A 20,380-nucleotide genomic window follows, 5' to 3' on the forward strand; every position below is an offset into this window, starting at 1 on the left:
GGTTAACCAATTTATGAAAATTATTTAATAATTCAAATATGCTCTTTGCACGATAAATAAAGTATAATATTGTTTAAGGGGTTTTGACAGACTTGAATTTATCTGAGAATGAAACCAAAAAAATTATTTTCCCGGAAAATTAGCCTTACGTTTTTCTAAAAACGCTGAGGTACCTTCTTTAAAATCTGCAGTACCAAAACAATGTCCAAATTCTTCAATTTCAACATTATAACCATTTACACCATCATTAAAATTGGCATTTATAGCTCTTATTGATGCGCTAATTGCTACTGATGAGTTTCTAGAAATTTTAGACGCTATTTTTTCGCAAAGTGGAATTAATTCTTCCAAATTGGTTATATGGTTTACTAAACCGTAGTTTAATGCTAGATTAGCCTCAATCATACCAGCCGTCATAATCATTTCCATAGCGCGACCTTTCCCAATTAATTGTGGTAAACGTTGAGTACCGCCATATCCAGGGATTACTCCCAATGATACTTCTGGTAAGCCCATTTTTGCATTATCGCTAGAAATTCTAAAATGACATGCCATTGCTAATTCTAACCCGCCACCAAGGGCAAAACCATTAACTGCAGCTATTACTGGGGTTTCTAAATTTTCAACAAAATTAAACAACAACTCTTGCCCTTTTGCTGCTAATTCCGCACCTTCTTCAACATCAAAATCAGCAAACTCACTAATGTCTGCACCAGCTACAAAAGCCTTTTCGCCACTACCAGTTAAAATAATAGCTTTGATCTTTTTATCTTTATTTGCATGATAAAAAGCATCGTGTAACTCTTCAATAGTTTCTTTATTTAGAGCATTTAACTTTTTAGGGCGATTTATAGTAATGGTGCAAATTCCATTTTGGGCTGTGATGAGAAGATTTTCGTAATTCATTGTTTTCAATAACTTAAATGTGATTAAATTTAATCTGACAGAATTGATTAGAATTTCTATTAATTCAATACACTTCGACAAGCTCAGTGTGACATTATGGTTTCTTTTTTTATTTAAGGTCGTTTGACAATTATTATGTCAGGTTGAGCCTGTGTAAATCGATATTGCTCATCAGTAATTTGAAATAATTCGACGAGTTCAATATGACATTACTACTACTTTTTAAGTAGCCTGCCTTTCTAGCAACTAATTACTCTTTTGGGAAAGATACTTTAAATACCGTGCCCTTATCTTTTACTGATTTAAAAGTGATACTTCCTCTATATGTTTCAACTATGTTTTTTACCATGGCTAAACCAAGTCCCATCCCACTCGTTTTGGTTGTAAATTTTGGCTCAAAGACTTTGCTTTTGTTTTCTTCAGAAACACCAGAACCATTATCGCTAACTGTTATAACCACCTTGGTTTTTTTCTCACTAACGTTCACAATTATTTTTGGTGTTTTATCTTCTGGAATCGACTGAATACCATTCTTAACCAAATTTGTAACCACACGTATAAGTTGTGTTCTGTCAAACTTGGCAATTATTTCCTTGGCTTCTGCATTAAACACTATATAATCTTCATTGAAAATATCTAAAGCCAATTTCACGATTTTTACAACATTAAGAGTTTCGTTTTGCTGCGCTGGCATTTTTGCAAAATTAGAAAATGCTGATGCAATAGAACTCATAGTATCTATTTGCTGAATAAGTGTTTTACTATATTCATCTACTTTTGAATTAATTTTTGGATCTTCAGGATTAAATTTCCTTTGAAAATTTTGAACCGTAAGTCGCATTGGTGTGAGCGGATTTTTTATTTCATGAGCCACCTGTTTTGCCATTTCCCTCCATGCCTGTTCCCTTTCGCTTTTTGCTAATTGAACGGCGCTATCTTCCAGCTCATCAATCATACTGTTATAAGAATTTACAAGTGTTGAAATTTCTTCACTAGTATCGTCTATTTCAATTTTTTCGTTCCGTCTTTCTAACCGCGTCGCATTTATCTTATCGCTTATGGTTTTTAATGATCTAGTGATATATTTAGATAGTAAAAAAGCTATAAATATGGCAGTAAGTAATACCAGAAGATACGCGTAGCCTAAGCGTTCTAGAAATTCATTTAGTTCTTTTGCTAAAAAATCGTCATTCTCTAGATATGGTAAATTTAAAATACCAAGCGCATTGGATTTATGATCCATGAAATAGGTGTAGGACGATTGATATGTTTTTCCATTTTTATCAATCTTTTCTATATACCTATGATCGGCTGTATTTGCCAGTTCATTTAAAATATTAGCGCTTAAACAATCTTGAATGGAATCCATTACAAACGATGCTCTAGAGGTTTTTAGAACCCCTCCTTCTAAATCATAAAGATTTATTTGTTGATTATGAATATCTGCAATTTTATGGATTTCACTTTTGAAAATAAACGGAATCTTTTCAGGAATCACTTCGAAAGACGTTTCACGAATAACAAAATCTATATTTCTCTTTATTGCTTTTTCTTTACGTTCAAGTCTTTGCTCGTGGTAATCTTTAGTCTCTTCGTTATATTGATAAATAGCTACCGCAGCAATAAGTATAGAAGCTAATAATACTAAAAGTATCATAGCTATAAATATGCGGGTTCGCAGGGAAAGTTTTTTTAATTTCATCCTAAATATTGATGCATTAAATATAGCAATAATCAAACCAAAAACGCTTTGTGTAAATTCAGAAAAAATAAAGCACCAAATTCCAATTAAACACTTTTGAAATTTGGTGCTTGGAATTTGAAAATTTATTTATGCTTCTGGATTTTTATCTCTAATGTTCTTATAAATTTTAAAACCTAACATTATCAGAATACCTAATACTATAATGCCAATAATACCCCAAACCCAATTAATAGCACTTTTTAAAACCACCAAAAATATAACTGCAAACAAAATGAATGTAGCTCCTTCATTCCAAATACGCATGAAACTAGAAGTTTTTTTAATCTCGCCTTGCTGTAGTTGCTTAAAGTATTGATGGGTTTTTAAATGATAGATAATGAGTAAAAGTACAAAGCCTAATTTTACTTGCATCCATGGCTGTTCTAGCCAATACGGCTGCAAAACGAGCAGCCAAACAGCGAATAGCGTTGCTAATATCGCCGAAGGCCAAGTAATTATATACCACAATCGTTTCGCCATAAGTTTAAGTTGCTTACCTAAAATTTCTTTATCTGGCGAAGGTTTATTAAACGCTTCAATTTGATATACAAACAATCGTGGAATATAAAACAATCCCGCAAACCATGTGATTACAAAAATGAGATGAAATGATTTTATGTATGGGTAGTATTCCATATCAATTTATTTCTACATGAGGAGATTTAGTCCATTCCTTAATCCAATTAGAAAGTAAGGCAACAAATTCATCATCGTCGTTTAAACATGGTACGGTTGTAAAATCTTTTCCTCCCATTTCATGGAATATCTCTTGCCCTTCCATAGCAATTTCCTCAAGAGTTTCTAAACAATCACTAACAAATGCTGGTGTCACAATCGCCATGTTTTTAATACCTTGTTTTCCTAATCTTTCTATAGTTCTATCTGTGTATGGTTGTAACCAAGGATCAAACCCTAATCGTGACTGGAATGAGGTTGAATACATTCCTTCATCGAGTTCAAGTTTTTCTGCCACCAACCTAGTAACTTCTAGACATTGATGTTTATAACAAAACTCATGCGCTTTTGAGGGAGTGATACAACAACTCCTGTCAATTTTACAATGTGATTTGGTTACATCACTTTTTCGGATGTGCCTCTCAGGAACTCCATGATATGAGAATAACAGGTGCTCGAAGTTTTTATTTTCTAAATGTCTACTTATGGAATTTGAAAGCACCTCAATATAATCAGGTTTATTATAAAACGCTGGAACCGATTCTATTTTTAAATTTGGAAAATATTCTTGACGAAGTTCTTCGGCTAAAACCAAAATAGTTTCGGTTGTAGCCATAGCAAATTGAGGATATAATGGGAACAACAGCACTTCATCAACACCTTTATCCACCAATTCTTGAAGTCCTTTTTTTATGGTCATACTACCGTAACGCATAGCTAAGGCTAAAGGTGTTTCAACTTGTTTTTGTACTTTATTTTGAAGTCTTTGAGATAAAACAATTAACGGAGATCCTTCTTCCCACCATATTTTTTTATAGGCAGCAGCCGACTGTTTTGGACGTGTATTCAAAATAATTCCTTTTACTAAGGCCGTTCTTGCCACCAAAGGGATATCAATAACACGCTCATCCATTAAAAACTCACCTAAATACTTTTTTACATCTTTTGGTTCAGGACTATCAGGTGAACCAAGATTAACAAGTAAAACTCCTTTTTTCATATAGCAATATTATTTTCCAAAAATACGACACAAAGGGCAATTAAATAATTTTAACTTACCCAACTCTAAATTATTTAATACCTTTTTCTGTTTTCTCCTCATAATATAAACTAGGTTTATCTTCTGAAGGATTACAATCTTGAAAAATACCGCAAGACACATTAGTGCGTGCTAAGGACTTTTCATTTAAATTTTTATAGAAAGCTGCAATTTCCGGGGTTAAATATTTCATGTTATAAATTTAATACTCAATGTGCAATCTTAAAATTTAACTCAAAGACATCACATACTTTTTAGGTGTCGTCCCATACTTCTTTTTAAACGCAGCTATAAAATGACTGGATGTACTATAGCCCACTTTATGCCCTACTTCGTTTACATTATCATCTCCTGCTTCAAGAAGTTTTCTCGCAACTTCCATTTTGTAATCAAATAAAAAACTAAATACTGAATCGCCATAAATTTGTTTAAACCCTTCTTTAAGCTTTTTAATATTAAGTCCTATTTCATCCGCAAGCTCTTGTAAACTAGGTGGTTCTGCCATACGAGCAACTACAATATCTTTAGCTTTTCTGATTTTTATCACGTTATCTTCATCTACTAAAAACGGGCATTGTTCTATATTGGCATCTTCACTTCTATTAAAATATAAGCTTAATAACTCATACCCTTTTCCTTTAAAATACAATTGTTTTATAGATGAATTTAAACTATAACTAATCAATTGATTCAATACAATTGCCATTGATGGGGAGATAACCCCATCCTTGTAATACTTTTTATCCTTATTGTCTTTATTCAAAAATGAAATATAATCTGCCTCTTGAGAAAACAAGCCATGAAACTGTTTTATCGAAATTAAAACAGAAACAATCCATGAATTTGAATCCACTTGAAGATCAATAGGTAATTCCCGTTGAGGATTGTATAAAAGCAACGAATTCTCTTCTTGAATATCTAAAGTATAGCTCCCTTGGTTAAAAACAAATTTGGTAGCCCCTTTAACGCAAAAATGAAACTGAATGAATTCGCTATCTATTTCTTTAGCAACATTTTGAGCGATATTTTGATCATTTTTAAATGTTAAAATAAAAAAACCTTCGTCTATTTTTGTTTCTTTAAAAGAACTTCTAGCGACACTTTTTATATTGTTTTCCATATTCATTTCTAGATTTTATTTAGATTTGTTCTAAATTACATCAATAAAAACAGTCAATTAAAGTACAAAAATATGACAATTATCAGGTTTTAAGAAAAAACATCGATAAAAAACCACAAACGATATTAAAAGTTCTTTGAGCGTTATTTTTTTTTCAAGCATCCCGTTACTTTTGTTTCGAAATTTCAGGTATAGCAATGCAGAAGTACAACATTTCACGCAGTAATTATTTTTATGCAATAGGCTTAAGTTATAAAAAAGCCGATGCAGATACTAGAGGTCGATTTAGTTTAGACAACGATTCTAAAGTTGCTTTGCTTAATCAAGCCAAAGAAAATGACATTGAAAGTTTAGTTGTAACATCTACATGTAACCGAACTGAAATTTATGGTTTTGCACAACACCCTTATCAACTAATTCAATTACTTTGTGATAATACTAATGGTACAGTTGAAGAATTTCGCGATGTGGCCTATATTTATAAGAATAAGGATGCTATTGCGCACATGTTTCGTGTTGGCTCTGGGTTAGATAGCCAGATTCTTGGTGATTTTGAAATTATTAGTCAGTTGAAAGTTAGTGCTAGACTTTCGAGAAAATATAGTTTATTAAATCATTTTACAGAACGTTTAGTCAATGCTGTAATTCAAGCAAGTAAACGTATAAAGACCGAAACAAATATTTCATCTGGTGCTACATCGGTATCTTTTGCTTCGGTACAATATATTTTTAATACTATTGAAAACGTTTCAGATAAAAATATTCTACTCTTTGGAACAGGTAAAATAGGTAGAAATACTTGTGAAAACCTAGTAAAGCACACTAAGAACGAACACATCACACTCATAAATAGAACAAAATATAAGGCGGAACAGGTTGCTGGAAAATTTAATTTACTAGTTAAAGACTATGCAAATTTACAAGAAGAAATAAGCGAATCCGACATCTTGATTGTTGCAACTGGTGCACAAAGACCAACTATTGATAAATACATTATTCAGTCTCATAGACCACTTTTAATTTTAGATTTATCAATTCCTAAGAATGTTAATGAAAATGTTCAAGAATTAGATAACGTATCTTTAGTTCATTTAGATCATTTGTCTAAAATTACTGATGAAACCTTAGAAGCTCGTAAAGCTCATATTCCTTCGGCTGAAGTTATTATAGAAGAAGTAAAAGGCGAATTTAATAGTTGGTTAGAAACTAGAAAGTTTGCACCAACCATAAAAGCTTTAAAACACAAATTAACCGATTTCGCAACTGCTGAATTGGATACACAACGTAAAAAATTATCTGATTTTAACGAAGAACAAGCCGAATTAATCAGCAATAAAATCATTCAAAAAATTACAAATCATTTTGCACATCACTTAAAAGATGATGATGTATCTACTGATGATAGTCTGGAACTTATTAAAAAAGTATTTCAGTTAGAACCTACAACAAAAAATGTCTAAAATCATAAGAATTGGCACGCGCGATAGTCAATTAGCACTATGGCAAGCCAACATAGTAAAAAAACTGCTAGAAGAATCGGGTCATAAAACCAAATTAGTTCCAGTAAAATCTACAGGCGATTTAGTTTTAGACAAACCACTCTACGAATTAGGCATTACAGGTATTTTTACCCGAACTTTAGATATCGCCATGTTAAATAATGACATCGATATTGCGGTGCATTCTTTAAAAGACGTACCAACCGTTTTACCAAATGGCATTATACAAGCTGCGGTTTTAAAACGGGGTAACGTAAACGATACTCTAGTTTTTAAAGATAATGAAGAATTTTTAGGTGCTAAAGAAGCTGTTATTGCAACAGGTAGCTTACGTAGAAGAGCACAATGGTTAAACAGATTCCCAACACATACCATTACCGATTTAAGAGGAAATGTAAATTCTCGTTTGCAAAAACTAAAAGATAATGAAGATTGGAACGGCGCTATTTTTGCCGCTGCCGGCATTGGACGTATTGGTATTAGACCAGAAGAAGCTATCAATTTAGATTGGATGATTCCTGCACCAGCGCAGGGTGCCATTATGATTACCGCTTTAGATGAAGATGACTTTGTTAAAGAAGCTTGTGCTGAATTAAATCACGAAGAAACCGAAATTTGCACAACTATTGAGCGTGAATTTTTAAACAAACTAGAAGGCGGATGTACTGCACCTATTGGTGCATTAGCTTACATTAAAGATGAAGAAATCAACTTTAAAGGCGTTTTATTAAGCCCAGATGGTACAAAAAGAATTGATGTTACCCGAGTTAAAAAACTAGGTGAACATAACGATATGGCACAATTCTGTGCAGATTTTGTTATTGAACGTGGTGGCAAACGTTTAATGGATAAGATTAAACAATCTAGTAAAAAAACGAATGTGTTCTCTACAAAGAGTTTTACTGAAGACCAACGTTTGCTATTTCATGAAAAAGTTGTTGTAGAAAGTTCAGACTTCATAAAAATAAGCTTGAATCGTATTCATCCGCGTTTCTTAAAAAATGAAATACAGAATGTAGTGATTACTAGTAAAAATGCCATAGAATCATTAACTACAAATTATTCAGCAATAGAATTACAGTTTAAAAACATCTACTGTGTTGGAAGAAGAACTAAACGTTTGGTAGAAAATAAAATAGGAAAGGTTACCCACACTGAAAAGAATGCTAAAAAGCTCGCAGAGTATTTGGTTGAATTTATGGATGGTACCGAAGTTACTTATTTTTGCAGCGACATTAGATTAGATGCTTTGCCAACTATTTTATCTGAAAATCACATAAAAGTAAATGAAGTCGAAGCCTACCAAACAAAATATGATGGTTTTAAGGTAGCTGATTCAGTTGAAAGTGTGATGTTTTACAGCCCATCAACAGTTGAAAGCTTTGTGCGCAATAATAAAGGCGAAGTCATTGCTTTTTGTATTGGAGAAACTACAGCGAAAGAAGCTAAAAAACACTTTAAGGATGTTCGGGTTGCGAAAGTACCGACTGTGGAGAGTGTGATTGAATTAGTAAACGAACATTACGTTTAAGAATATGAGCATTAAGAACGATTTATTTTTAAGAGCATTAAAAGGAGAAACCGTAAACCGTCCTCCAGTTTGGATGATGCGTCAAGCGGGACGCTACCTTCCAGAATTCATGGAAATTAAGGCAAAATACGATTTCTTTACACGTTGTCAAACTCCAGAATTAGCAAGTGAAATTACTGTGCAACCTATTCGTAGATATGGTATGGATGCTGCTATTTTATTCTGTGATATTTTGGTAATTCCTCAAGCCATGAACATTGAGGTACAAATGAAACCAAATTTTGGTCCGTATTTACCAAACCCTGTGCGCTCTCAAAAAGATGTTGATAATGTGATTGTTCCAGACGTAAAAGAATCTTTAAACTACGTTTACCAAGCCATAAAAGCCACCAAAGAAAAACTTAACGACGAGATTCCGTTAATAGGTTTCGCAGGTTCTCCATGGACTATTCTATGCTATTGCGTACAAGGGCGAGGCAGTAAAAACTTTGATAAAGCCAAAGAATTTTGCTTTACAAACCCTATTGCTGCGCACCAATTATTACAAAAAATTACAGATACAACCATTGCATATCTTAAAGAAAAAGTAAAAGCAGGATGTAACGCTGTTCAGGTTTTCGATTCTTGGGGAGGCATGCTTTCTCCAGTCGATTATCAAGAGTTTTCGTGGCAATATATCCAACAAATTATTGATGCTTTAAAAGACAATGCGCCCGTTATTGCCTTCGGTAAAGGCTGTTGGTTTGCACTTAACGACATGGCAAAATCTGGCGCTTCAGCATTAGGTATAGATTGGACATGCTCTGCTAGAAACGCTCGCTATTTAACTGGAGGCAACATTACGTTACAGGGTAATTTCGACCCAACACGTCTATTTTCTCCTCCTTCAGAAATCAAGAAAATGGTACACCAAATGATTAATGATTTTGGCAAAGACAAATACATCGTAAACCTTGGGCACGGTATTTTACCAAATATTGGATTAGATAATGCTAAAGCGTTTATTGATGCAGTTAAGGAATATAAGAGTCCCTCTTAATCTCCTTATTTCGGCCACGCTCAATACTGGCTCAGGGAGAAACTCGTACTCAATTAAATGTTCGCTAATGACTTTTGAATTTGGAACGAAATTTGAACAATAAAACGACCCAAACGCCCTCTCCTTTGGAGGGGGTTAGGGAGAGGCTTTATGATTAAAAATATCATTTCAGGAATTAAAGCATATTTTGGTGCTTTCAGCTTAATTTCAAAATTAAAACTTTGGAAATATTTTGCTGTTCCAATGATAATTAGTTTGGTAACTGCAATTATTGTCTTTAGTTCAGCCTATGGGTTATCAGATAATATTGGCGCTTTCATCTCAAAAATTTGGATTTGGGATTGGGGGAAAGAAACCTTTTCTTCAATAAGCAATTTTATCGGCGGGCTAATTATTCTAGTCATCGGGCTCATTTTATTCAAACACATTATAATGGCTTTATCAGCCCCATTTATGAGTCCCGTTTCAGAAAAAATTGAAGCCCATTTTACAAGTAACACATCACATTCGCATAGAGACACTTCCTTTATGCAACAACTCATGCGTGGAATAAAAATTAATGGTAGAAACTTATTTATGGAATTGTTGCTTACTATTCCTATTCTACTTTTAAAATTTATTCCCATAGTCAATATATTTTCCACCATATTACTATTTATGGTACAAGCTTATTATGCTGGTTTTGGTAATATGGATTACACTTTAGAACGTCATTTTCAATATAAACAAAGCTTACAATTTGTGCGTAAAAATCGTGGATTAGCCATTGGCAACGGCATTGTATTTATTCTGTTTTTATTAATTCCGGTAATTGGTGTAATTTTAGTGCTACCTTTATCTGTTACGGCAGCTTCAATTAGAACGGTAGAAGCGCTTCAACTTAATAATAAACCTGTACATGCAGCTTAATTTTGAATCATATCTTATCACCCCTATTAATCTAAAAGATGGATGGGCCCTTTGCAATTTTGCTGTAGCAAATGAAGACCGATTAAAAAACTATTTCCCAAAAACACTAGAACAGAATTTAACACCCGATTTATCAAATAGTTTTGTCACAAAAATGGTCAAACAATTTGAAGCTAAAGAGGTCTTTTTATTCACTTTAAGAGAAACCGAAACCAATAAATTAGTTGGTTTAGTGTACATCAAAGAAGTCGATTGGAACAAAAAACAAGGTGAGTTCGCATATTGTATAGATTATACTGTTGAAAGCAAAGGTTTAATGACTGAAGCCGTAAAACAACTATCAGACTATGCTTTTGAAACTTTAGGTTTAGAAACACTGCAAATCATTGTTTACAAAAATAATATAGGAAGCGTTAAAGTTGCAGAAAACAACAACTTTACTTGGATTAAAACTCTCGAAAATGAGTTTACACCTCCAGGAAAAAGTCCATTAAATATGGAATTATATGAATTGTATAAAAAATTTCAATCTTAAAATATGCCACATTTTGTAATTGATTGCTCAGAAAACATTTTAAGCTTACAACAACCAGAAAAAATAGTTTTAGAAGTACATCGAGCCGCTACTGATACTGGATTATTTGATGAATTAGATATTAAAGTGCGCTTAAACCCTTTTAAAGAACATTATCTAGTTGGAGGGAAACAAGGCGATTTTATTCATGTTTTTGCTAATATTATGGAAGGCAGAACAACAAGCCAAAAATCAAACCTTTCTAAAAGTATTGTAGCTAAATTAACCACTATGTTTCCTCAAGTTGAGTTTATCGCTATTAATATTAACGATTTTGAAAAAGCTACATACTGTAATAAAAATATGGTATAAATTATGAAAGACAAATTCTACCAATACATACAAGATTTACAAGATCGCATTACTACGAAACTAGAAGCCATTGATGGTGCCGCTAAATTTGAAGAAGATATTTGGAAACGACCAGAAGGTGGCGGCGGACGGACACGAGTTATTGAAAACGGCAACGTTTTTGAAAAAGGTGGCGTAAATATTTCTGGTGTTTATGGTAAATTACCAAAATCCATGCAAGCTTATTTTAAAGTAGGCGATGTTGACTTTTTTGCCTGTGGCTTAAGTTTGGTTTTGCATCCTAAAAACCCAATGGTCCCAACTGTTCATGCAAACTGGCGTTATTTTGAAATGTATAATAAGGATGGAAACATCATTGATAGCTGGTTTGGTGGCGGACAAGATTTAACACCGTATTATTTGTTTGAAGAAGATGCAAAACACTTTCATCAAACCTGTAAATCAGCTTGCGACAAACACAATCCTGAGTTTTATCCTACCTATAAAAAACGTTGTGATGAATACTTTTACAACGCACACCGAAACGAAGGTAGAGGCATAGGGGGATTGTTTTTCGATTATTGCAAAGCATCAGAAACCATGACTATGAAAAATTGGTATAGCTTTGTAACAGAAGTTGGAGATAGCTTCTTGGATGCTTTTGTACCAATAGTTAAAAAACGAAAAGACCTAGGTTATACCGAAGCACAACGCAATTGGCAAGAAATAAGAAGAGGCCGTTATGTTGAATTTAATTTAGTTCATGACAAAGGCACATTGTTCGGGCTAAAAACCAACGGACGTATAGAAAGTATTTTAATGAGTTTACCACCGCATGTGCAATGGGTATACGATCATCATCCAGAAGAAGGAAGTGCAGAAGAAAAACTTTTAGAAGTATTAAAAAAACCAATTGACTGGGTAAACAAATAAACGCATCAACACATAAACATTTTTTACAATGTATCCACTTAGAAGAAACCGAAGATTAAGAACCAACGAAGCCATTCGCTCCTTAGTTCGTGAAACCGTAATTACACCAGACGATTTTTTAGTACCGCTTTTTGTTGTTGAAGGTAAAGGCATAAAAGGTGAAATTCCATCCATGCCAAATTACTTCCGTTACAGTTTAGATTTGTTGGAAGGTGAAGTAAAAGAACTTTGGAAACTAGGTTTAAAATCGGTGTTACTCTTTGTGAAAGTACCCGATAATTTAAAAGATAACAAAGGCACAGAAGCATTAAACCCAAACGGATTGATGCAACGTGCAGTGAAAACCGTTAAAAATGTGTGCCCAGATATGTTAGTAATGACTGATGTGGCATTAGATCCATACTCAGCTTATGGGCATGATGGTATTATTGAAAATGGACAAATCATCAACGATGAAACTGCAGAAGTGTTAGCAGAAATGAGTGTTTCTCATGCCGAAGCTGGTGCCGACTTTGTAGCACCAAGCGATATGATGGACGGACGTATTATAAGCATTCGCGAAGCCTTAGAAGATGAAGGATTTATCAATACAGGCATTATGAGTTATTCTGCAAAATATGCTTCAGCATTTTATGGCCCTTTTCGTGATGCTTTAGATTCTGCTCCTGTTGATTTAGTTGATATACCGAAAGATAAAAAGACCTATCAAATGGATTATGGCAATCGTTTTGAAGCTATTCGTGAAACCGAAATGGATATTGACGAAGGGGCCGACATTGTTATGGTGAAACCCGGCATCTCTTATTTAGATATTCTTAGAGAAATTAAAAATGAAGTAGATGTTCCTGTTGCTATATATCAAGTATCAGGTGAATATGCCATGATTAAAGCTGCTTCTGGAAAAGGTTGGCTAGACCACGATAAAACTATGATGGAAACTACTACTGCTTTCAAACGTGCTGGTGCAGATATTATAGCAAGTTATTTCGCAAAGGATGTAGTTAAATTACTTTCGTAAATTAGCCTTCAACTAAAACCTATTTAATGAGCGCATTAATCTTTTGGGCAACCATTTCTATTTTCTTTTCCTTTTTATGCTCCATCCTAGAGGCAGTATTATTAAGCATTAGCCCTACTTTTATAAATTTAAAAAAACAAGAGGGTAAAGATTATGCATTAACCTTAGAAGCTTTAAAAAAAGATGTAGACAAACCACTCATTGCGATACTAACATTAAACACCATTGCGCATACTTTAGGCGCTATGATGGTAGGTATTGAAGCTGAAAAATTACCTTTTAAAATTGAACTTTGGGGAATTAATACCGTAGGTATTGTTTCGGCAATTATGACCTTTTTAATTTTAGTTGCTTCAGAAATAATTCCAAAAACTATTGGTGCTACTTACTGGAAAAAACTAGCTAATTTTACATCAAAAGCATTAACAGTATTAATTTTTCCTCTCAAATGGACTGGTATTCTATGGCTACTTCAATTAACCACAAAGCTTATTGGGGGCAAAGGTCATGGAAGTGTTTTGAGTCGCGAAGGCTTTATGGCAATGACGGATATAGCGCATGAAGAAGGTGTTTTTCAAGAAAATGAAAGTAAGATTATAAAAAACCTACTCACATTCAAGGAGGTATTCGCAAAAGATGTGATGACACCACGAACCGTAATGAAAACCGAAGACGAAAATACTACTGTTGAAGATTTCTTTAAAAGAAATTTAAATCTACGCTTTTCTAGAATTCCTATTTACTCAGGAGATTCAGATAATATTATAGGGCTTGTACTAAAAGATGAAATCTTTAAAGAGATGGCATTAGATAATAATAATAAAAAACTGTCTGCCCTCAAACGAAATATTATTGTGGTCAACAGAAATTTAGCCATTCCTACTCTATTTGAAAAGTTAGTAGAAACGAGAAATCATATGGCTTTAGTGGTCGATGAATATGGTTCGGTAAGTGGTCTAGTGACTATGGAAGATGTTATTGAAACACTTCTTGGGTTAGAGATTATGGATGAAAGTGATAATGTTTCAGACCTACAACATTTAGCTAGAAAAAGTTGGGAAGCACGCGCTAAAAAACTAGGTATTTTAGATGATGAAAAACCTACTGAATAATGAAACTTTCATACTTGAAACAAGAATAAAAACTATAAATAATTATGAATGTTGCATCTGACAATTTTAAAATAAAAATAACCAGATGAAAACTTGTATCATTAATTCACCTCTAGGGTTTACTAAAATTGTTGGTGATGAAAATGGTATTAATTCCGTAACTGTTTTAAATTCCACAGAAAAAGTCACAGACATTATTCCAATTGAATTAGAAGATTGCATTATTCAACTCAATGAATATTTTAAAGGCAAACGTAATCAATTCGACCTAAAATTAAATGCTTTAGGCACCGATTTTCAAAAGAAAGTATGGAAACATCTTGAGCAAATTCCTTATGGAAAAACAGTGTCTTATCTAGAATTATCAAAACAAATTGGTGACGTTAAAGCTATACGTGCTGTGGCAAATGCTAATGGAAAAAACCCATTATGGATTATTGTACCGTGCCATCGAGTTATAGGTAGCGATGGTTCACTAACAGGATATGCTGGAGGTTTATACCGAAAACAATGGTTGCTAGAACATGAAAGTCCTTATAAGCAACAATCTCTTTTTTAGTTTCAATCATTACTACTCTTCTTCATTTATTGCTATATTTAGCTACTACTAAATATTTGATATGAAATTTTTAAAAAAGATACTTAAATGGTTTATTATTACCATCTCTACCATTGTTATTTTACTATATATTTTTGATTACGACTATCTTATAAAAGGTTTCCGCGTTGTTTACTTTACTGGACATTCAACAGCCTTTATTGATGATTATCCTTATTTTGTAAACGATACTATTAAAAAAGGGGCGACCTCTTCACCCTGGCCAAACCATAAAAGGTACAATACAGTTATTGAAACTGATAAACTTACCAAAGCAAATAAAGATTGGGGAACTGTGGCATTTGTTATAATAAAAAATGATAGTGTTTGGTTTGAGAACTATTATGATGGTGTTAATGAAAACTCCAAAACCAATTCGTTTTCAATGGCAAAAAGTATTACAACGACTCTCCTCGGTAAAGCCATTATGGATGGCTATATAAAAAGCCTAAATCAGCCCATTAGTGATTTTTACCCAGAATATAATGAAGTAAGAGCAACCGTTGGAGACTTAGCGTCTATGTCCTCAGGAATGGATTGGACAGAACACTATAAGAATCCTTTTGGAATAACTGCAAGGCTCAATTATGGAAATAACGTTGGTGAAACTATTTTATCTCAAAAAATAACTAAACCATCTGGCGTAGAATTTAAATACTCAAGTGGTGATATTCAATTACTAGGAATGGTAATTGAAAAAGCTACAGGAAAAAGATTAGCACACTATCTATCCGAAAAATTTTGGCAACCTATGGGAGCTGTTAATGATGCCTTATGGCAATTAGATGATGATGAAAACAAATTAGCAAAATCTTATTGTTGTATTTCTAGTAATGCAAGAGATTTTGCGCGATTTGGCAAATTGTATAAAGATTATGGCAAATGGAATGGCAAACAACTTTTAGATTCTGTTTTTGTGGCAAAATCCATAAAACCACGTTTTAAAGACAGCCCTCAATATGGCTATGGGTGGTGGCTTCACAAGATTTCGGGTAAAGATTTTTTTATGATGCATGGTCTTCTTGGACAATATGTAATGGTTCAACCAAATGATAATTTAATTATAGTTAGGTTAGGGCATAGCAAACCACCCAATGCAGTTAATGGTGTAGGTACTAACACAGAAGACCTTGTCACATATATTGAAGAAACTTATAAAATGTTAGGTGATGATAAGTAAACTAAACCTAGAAAACATATTATTTCTGGACATAGAAACTGTTCCTGAATTTGAACACTTTTCAGAATTAGAAAAAGACAAACAAGCCCTTTGGGAAGCCAAATCGCAATACCAAAGAAAAGAAGATTATACTGCTGAAGAATTTTACGATCGAGCTGGAATTTGGGCAGAATTTGGAAAAATAATCTGTATCTCTGTTGGTTATTTTACATTTCAAGGAGAAGAACGAAAGTTTAGAGTAACCTCTTTTTATGGAGATGAAGTTAAAATTTTAAAGGATTTTAAAAGCTTATTAATTTCACATTTCAGTCAAACAAAACATTTGCTTTGTGCGCATAATGGTAAAGAGTTCGATTTCCCTTATATAGCACGTAGAATGATTATTAACGATATTGTGTTGCCATATAAACTAAACCTCTTTGGCAAAAAACCTTGGGAAGTTCCACATCTTGATACCTTAGAATTATGGAAATTTGGTGATTATAAAACTTATTCCTCCTTAAAATTACTTACAAATGTTTTAGGTATTCCTTCTCCAAAAGATGACATAGATGGCAGTGAAGTTTGCAAGGTTTATTATGAGGAAAAAAATATAGATCGTATAATCATCTATTGTGAAAAAGACACTATTGCAGTAGCTCAAATATTTTTACGTCTACGTGGTGATGCTATTTTAAACGATGATGAAATAATCCACATATAAATGTCAGAAAGCCCAATTTTGAGCATTAAAAACTTATCCATCTCCTTTGGTAACAATGAAGTAATTCATAACATTTCTTATACCTTAAACAAAAATGAGATTTTAGGTATTGTTGGTGAATCGGGCTCGGGCAAATCGGTGTCATCTTTGGCTATTTTAGGTTTATTACCAAAGAAAATTTCCAAAATTAGTTCAGGAAACATTTTATATAGTGATAAAGATTTAACCACAGTTTCAAATAAAATATTCCAAAATATTAGAGGGAACAAAATCGCCATGATTTTTCAAGAACCTATGAGTTCTTTAAATCCTTCGATGTCTTGTGGTAAGCAGGTTTTAGAAATTTTAGTTCAGCATACAAATTTGTCAATATCTGAAGCAAAAAGTGAAGTTATTTCGTTATTTGAACAAGTAAAACTCCCTAATCCATCTCGAGTATATAGTGCTTATCCCCATGAAATTTCTGGTGGACAAAAGCAACGTGTTATGATTGCTATGGCTATAGCGTGTAAGCCAGATATTTTAATTGCAGACGAGCCTACAACGGCACTTGATGTTACCGTGCAAAAAGAGATTATTAGTTTGCTAAAAGAGTTGCAACAGCAAACAAAGATGAGCATCATTTTTATTACGCATGACCTGGCATTAATTTCTCAAATAGCAAATCGTGTTCTAGTAATGTATCAAGGCAATATTGTTGAACAAGGTTTGGTTGAAAACATATTTAGAAATCCGCAGCATAATTACACCAAAGCATTGATAAATTCAAGACCTTCTCTCGATACACGATTAAAAGTTTTACCTACTATTCAAGATTACTTGGATGAAGACTTTTCTGAAGAAGTGGTTACGAGCGAACAACGCAAACTGAAACATGAAAAATTATATAGTAGTACTCCTTTATTAGAAGTTATTAATGTAGAGAAAGATTATATATCCCAATCTGGTTGGTTTACAAAACCTAAATTTTTTAAAGCTGTAAATAATGTTAGCTTCAAATTATTCAAAGGCGAAACTTTAGGCTTAGTTGGTGAATCTGGTTGTGGAAAATCAACTTTAGGAAATGCTATTCTTCAACTAGATAAAGCTACTGTAGGGAAAATTTTATATAATGGTATTGATATTACCAAATTATCGAAAACAGAAACTAGAAAACTAAGAAAAGATATTCAAATTATTTTCCAAGACCCATATTCATCATTAAATCCTCGTATACCTGTTGGCGAAGCTATTATGGAGCCAATGCGGGTTCACAATCTTTATAATTCTAATAAAGAACGAAAAGATGCTGTTATTGATATCCTTAATAAAGTAGGCTTATCTGAAGACTATTTTAACCGTTACCCACATGAGTTTTCTGGAGGACAAAGACAACGAATCGGTATTGCTAGAACTATTGCATTACAACCTAAATTAATTGTTTGCGACGAGTCTGTTTCTGCATTAGATATATCGGTTCAAGCTCAAGTTTTAAATTTACTAAATGATCTAAAAGAAACATTTGGATTTACTTACATTTTTATTTCACACGACTTAGCTGTAGTAAAATACATGTCTGATCAATTATTAGTTATGAATGAAGGTAAAATAGAAGAACTGGATGATGCCGACGTTATTTACTGTAATCCCAAAAAAGAATACACAAAAAAATTAATTCATGCTATTCCAAAAGGATTATAGCATGAATACTTTTTTTGTTAAATACATTAAACTTCTTATAAATCGTAAATTCTCTTGAATAGTTTCTTTGAATTTACTTTCTTCAAAAGTAGTTTGTTCAGATAGATTTGGTTCCATATTCGTAGGTTAAGTTTATGGTAGATTTTGGGCAAATCTGTTATTTAATTTGGTTTATTTGGGGATTGTAAATATGAAACAAATTTTCAATATATCAGTTTAAAAACAAAAATAATCGATGAAATGCATTTAATTTTAACATTTACCCGATTATTATTACACTTTATGATATCTATAGGTTCATTTCAGGAATATCTCCATCAATAATTAAATTCCCTTCTGTGGCATTTTTTATATCTTCAACTGAAACTCCAGGAGCGCGTTCTAAAAGTTTAAATCCGTTTGTTGTTACCTCTAATACAGCCATATTAGTAACAATCTTTTTTACGCACCCTACCCCTGTTAACGGAAGTGTACAATTCTTAAGTAATTTAGATTCTCCACGTTTATTAGTATGCATCATGGCTACAATAATGTTTTCTGCACTTGCTACTAAATCCATAGCACCTCCCATGCCTTTAACCATCTTTCCTGGAATTTTCCAATTTGCTATATCTCCATTTTCAGCTACTTCCATAGCACCTAAAATAGTTAAATCTACATGTTGGCCACGAATCATAGAAAAACTCATCGCTGAATCAAAAAAACTAGCACCTGGTAATGTTGTAATAGTTTGTTTACCTGCATTAATTACATCAGCGTCTTCTTCTCCTTCAAATGGAAAAGGCCCCATGCCTAAAACCCCGTTTTCACTTTGAAATTCTACCTCTATATCATTTCGTACATAGTTAGCCACTAAAGTAGGAATACCAATTCCTAAGTTTACATAGTAACCATCTTGCACTTCTTTAGCTATTCTTTTTGCTATTCCTGTTTTATCTAACATTCTTTTTAAGTTATAAGTTATTAGGTATTTAAAGTTATAAGTGGCTCATTCACATAATCTATAAACTTTAGAGCATTTTAGGCACTTTTACTTTTTAACTTTTTGATCTTACAGTTCGTTGTTCAATACGTTTTTCATACATTTCTCCTTGAAAAATACGTTTTACAAATATTCCAGGAATATGAATTTGATTAGGATTTAATGTGCCTAACGGAACAAGCTCTTCTACCTCAGCAACAGTTATTTTTGCTGCTCCACACATATTCGGATTGAAGTTTCGCGCAGTCCCCTTAAAAACTAGATTTCCAGCCTCATCTCCTTTCCATGCTTTAATAAAAGCAAAATCAGCTTTAAAAGCATGTTCTAAAACATACATTTTACCATCAAACTCACGAGTTTCCTTGCCTTCGGCTACTTCGGTGCCATAACCCGCTGGTGTATAAACGGCCGGAAACCCAGCTTGGGCTGCTCGACAACGTTCAGCTAGTGTTCCTTGTGGAATAAGTTCCACATCCAATTCGCCAGACAGCATTTGGCGTTCGAACTCATCGTTCTCACCTACATAGGAGGATATCATTTTTTTTATCTGCTTTTGCTGAAGTAATAGCCCTAATCCAAAATCGTCCACACCTGCATTATTAGATATGCAGGTTAGTCCAGACACGCCTAGTTTCACTAATTCTGCTATGGCATTTTCAGGAATACCGCTAAGTCCAAAACCCCCAAGCATGAAAGTCATATTATTAGAAACACCCTGAAGTGCTTCTTGAACGTTTGCTACTTTTTTACTAATCATTTAATTCGTAATTTTTGTTGTATAAAATTACGAATAATTGAATTATAAGATAAGAATATTAAGAAATAAAAACTGTTCTTTTACAGAATG

At 33.2% G+C, this 20,380-nt stretch carries 22 protein-coding genes; 13 read left to right on the forward strand and 9 right to left on the reverse strand.

Annotated elements, in window-relative coordinates:
• Positions 1-123: 123 nt before the first annotated feature.
• The 6 genes from AC2D6V_RS03365 to AC2D6V_RS03390 all read right to left on the reverse strand — a co-directional run bounded on the left by AC2D6V_RS03365 (position 124) and on the right by AC2D6V_RS03390 (position 5,484).
• Positions 124-906, reverse strand: coding sequence for an enoyl-CoA hydratase/isomerase family protein (locus AC2D6V_RS03365; RefSeq protein ID WP_484646634.1), 783 nt, complete (start codon positions 904-906; stop codon positions 124-126).
• A 250-nt stretch (positions 907-1,156) separates the two neighbouring features.
• Positions 1,157-2,563: a sensor histidine kinase gene (locus AC2D6V_RS03370; RefSeq protein ID WP_484646635.1), complete on the reverse strand. Its 1,407-nt coding sequence runs from the start codon at positions 2,561-2,563 to the stop codon at positions 1,157-1,159.
• Between the two features lie 174 nt (positions 2,564-2,737).
• Positions 2,738-3,286: a CopD family protein gene (locus AC2D6V_RS03375; RefSeq protein ID WP_484646636.1), complete on the reverse strand. Its 549-nt coding sequence runs from the start codon at positions 3,284-3,286 to the stop codon at positions 2,738-2,740.
• 1 nt (position 3,287) lies between these two features.
• A complete protein-coding gene (gene hemH, locus AC2D6V_RS03380; RefSeq protein WP_484646637.1) occupies positions 3,288-4,325 on the reverse strand; it encodes a ferrochelatase in 1,038 nt (345 codons plus the stop codon).
• 70 nt (positions 4,326-4,395) lie between these two features.
• Complete coding sequence (locus tag AC2D6V_RS03385; protein ID WP_484646638.1) at positions 4,396-4,557, reverse strand: hypothetical protein; 162 nt, start codon at positions 4,555-4,557, stop codon at positions 4,396-4,398.
• A 36-nt stretch (positions 4,558-4,593) separates the two neighbouring features.
• Positions 4,594-5,484, reverse strand: a complete 891-nt coding sequence (locus tag AC2D6V_RS03390) for a helix-turn-helix transcriptional regulator (protein WP_484646639.1) — start codon at positions 5,482-5,484, stop codon at positions 4,594-4,596.
• Between the two features lie 197 nt (positions 5,485-5,681).
• On the opposite strand from AC2D6V_RS03390, the gene hemA reads away from it, so the two are divergent.
• The 13 genes from hemA to AC2D6V_RS03455 all read left to right on the forward strand — a co-directional run bounded on the left by hemA (position 5,682) and on the right by AC2D6V_RS03455 (position 18,551).
• On the forward strand, positions 5,682-6,944 hold the full coding sequence (gene hemA / locus AC2D6V_RS03395; protein ID WP_484646640.1) for a glutamyl-tRNA reductase: 1,263 nt from the start codon (positions 5,682-5,684) through the stop codon (positions 6,942-6,944).
• Positions 6,937-8,514, forward strand: a complete 1,578-nt coding sequence (gene hemC, locus AC2D6V_RS03400) for a hydroxymethylbilane synthase (RefSeq protein ID WP_484646641.1) — start codon at positions 6,937-6,939, stop codon at positions 8,512-8,514. The genes hemA and hemC overlap by 8 nt, the downstream gene beginning before the upstream one ends.
• A gap of 4 nt (positions 8,515-8,518) precedes the next feature.
• The gene (gene hemE / locus AC2D6V_RS03405; RefSeq protein WP_484646642.1) at positions 8,519-9,553 is read left to right on the forward strand and encodes a uroporphyrinogen decarboxylase; all 1,035 of its coding nucleotides are present in this window, start codon (positions 8,519-8,521) and stop codon (positions 9,551-9,553) included.
• A gap of 150 nt (positions 9,554-9,703) precedes the next feature.
• On the forward strand, positions 9,704-10,462 hold the full coding sequence (locus AC2D6V_RS03410) for an EI24 domain-containing protein (RefSeq protein WP_484646643.1): 759 nt from the start codon (positions 9,704-9,706) through the stop codon (positions 10,460-10,462).
• Positions 10,452-10,997, forward strand: a complete 546-nt coding sequence (locus AC2D6V_RS03415) for a GNAT family N-acetyltransferase (protein WP_484646644.1) — start codon at positions 10,452-10,454, stop codon at positions 10,995-10,997. Before AC2D6V_RS03410 ends, AC2D6V_RS03415 begins: the two co-directional genes overlap by 11 nt.
• 3 nt (positions 10,998-11,000) lie before the next feature.
• Entirely contained in the window at positions 11,001-11,348 is a 348-nt protein-coding gene (locus AC2D6V_RS03420) for a 5-carboxymethyl-2-hydroxymuconate Delta-isomerase (RefSeq protein WP_484646645.1), read from the forward strand.
• A gap of 3 nt (positions 11,349-11,351) precedes the next feature.
• A complete protein-coding gene (gene hemF / locus AC2D6V_RS03425; protein WP_484646646.1) occupies positions 11,352-12,260 on the forward strand; it encodes an oxygen-dependent coproporphyrinogen oxidase in 909 nt (302 codons plus the stop codon).
• A gap of 28 nt (positions 12,261-12,288) precedes the next feature.
• Positions 12,289-13,278 carry a porphobilinogen synthase gene (gene hemB, locus AC2D6V_RS03430; protein WP_484646647.1) on the forward strand — a complete coding sequence of 330 codons (990 nt, stop codon included), beginning with the start codon at positions 12,289-12,291 and terminating at the stop codon, positions 13,276-13,278.
• A 26-nt stretch (positions 13,279-13,304) separates the two neighbouring features.
• Positions 13,305-14,390, forward strand: a complete 1,086-nt coding sequence (locus AC2D6V_RS03435; protein WP_484646648.1) for a CNNM domain-containing protein — start codon at positions 13,305-13,307, stop codon at positions 14,388-14,390.
• A gap of 85 nt (positions 14,391-14,475) precedes the next feature.
• The gene (locus AC2D6V_RS03440; RefSeq protein ID WP_484646649.1) at positions 14,476-14,949 is read left to right on the forward strand and encodes a methylated-DNA--[protein]-cysteine S-methyltransferase; all 474 of its coding nucleotides are present in this window, start codon (positions 14,476-14,478) and stop codon (positions 14,947-14,949) included.
• Between the two features lie 61 nt (positions 14,950-15,010).
• Positions 15,011-16,168 carry a serine hydrolase domain-containing protein gene (locus AC2D6V_RS03445; protein ID WP_484646650.1) on the forward strand — a complete coding sequence of 386 codons (1,158 nt, stop codon included), beginning with the start codon at positions 15,011-15,013 and terminating at the stop codon, positions 16,166-16,168.
• The gene (locus AC2D6V_RS03450) at positions 16,158-16,871 is read left to right on the forward strand and encodes a 3'-5' exonuclease (protein WP_484646651.1); all 714 of its coding nucleotides are present in this window, start codon (positions 16,158-16,160) and stop codon (positions 16,869-16,871) included. The genes AC2D6V_RS03445 and AC2D6V_RS03450 overlap by 11 nt, the downstream gene beginning before the upstream one ends.
• On the forward strand, positions 16,872-18,551 hold the full coding sequence (locus AC2D6V_RS03455) for an ABC transporter ATP-binding protein (protein WP_484646652.1): 1,680 nt from the start codon (positions 16,872-16,874) through the stop codon (positions 18,549-18,551).
• Here AC2D6V_RS03455 and AC2D6V_RS03460 read toward each other — a convergent pair.
• The 3 genes from AC2D6V_RS03460 to AC2D6V_RS03470 all read right to left on the reverse strand — a co-directional run bounded on the left by AC2D6V_RS03460 (position 18,546) and on the right by AC2D6V_RS03470 (position 20,290).
• A complete protein-coding gene (locus AC2D6V_RS03460) occupies positions 18,546-18,668 on the reverse strand; it encodes a hypothetical protein (protein WP_484646653.1) in 123 nt (40 codons plus the stop codon). The two genes, AC2D6V_RS03455 and AC2D6V_RS03460, sit on opposite strands and share 6 nt — an antisense overlap.
• A gap of 172 nt (positions 18,669-18,840) precedes the next feature.
• Positions 18,841-19,494: a 3-oxoacid CoA-transferase subunit B gene (locus AC2D6V_RS03465; protein ID WP_484646654.1), complete on the reverse strand. Its 654-nt coding sequence runs from the start codon at positions 19,492-19,494 to the stop codon at positions 18,841-18,843.
• 94 nt (positions 19,495-19,588) lie between these two features.
• Complete coding sequence (locus AC2D6V_RS03470; RefSeq protein ID WP_484646655.1) at positions 19,589-20,290, reverse strand: CoA transferase subunit A; 702 nt, start codon at positions 20,288-20,290, stop codon at positions 19,589-19,591.
• Positions 20,291-20,380: the final 90 nt, after the last annotated feature.

It is taken from the genome of Algibacter sp. YIN40, from assembly GCF_057219435.1.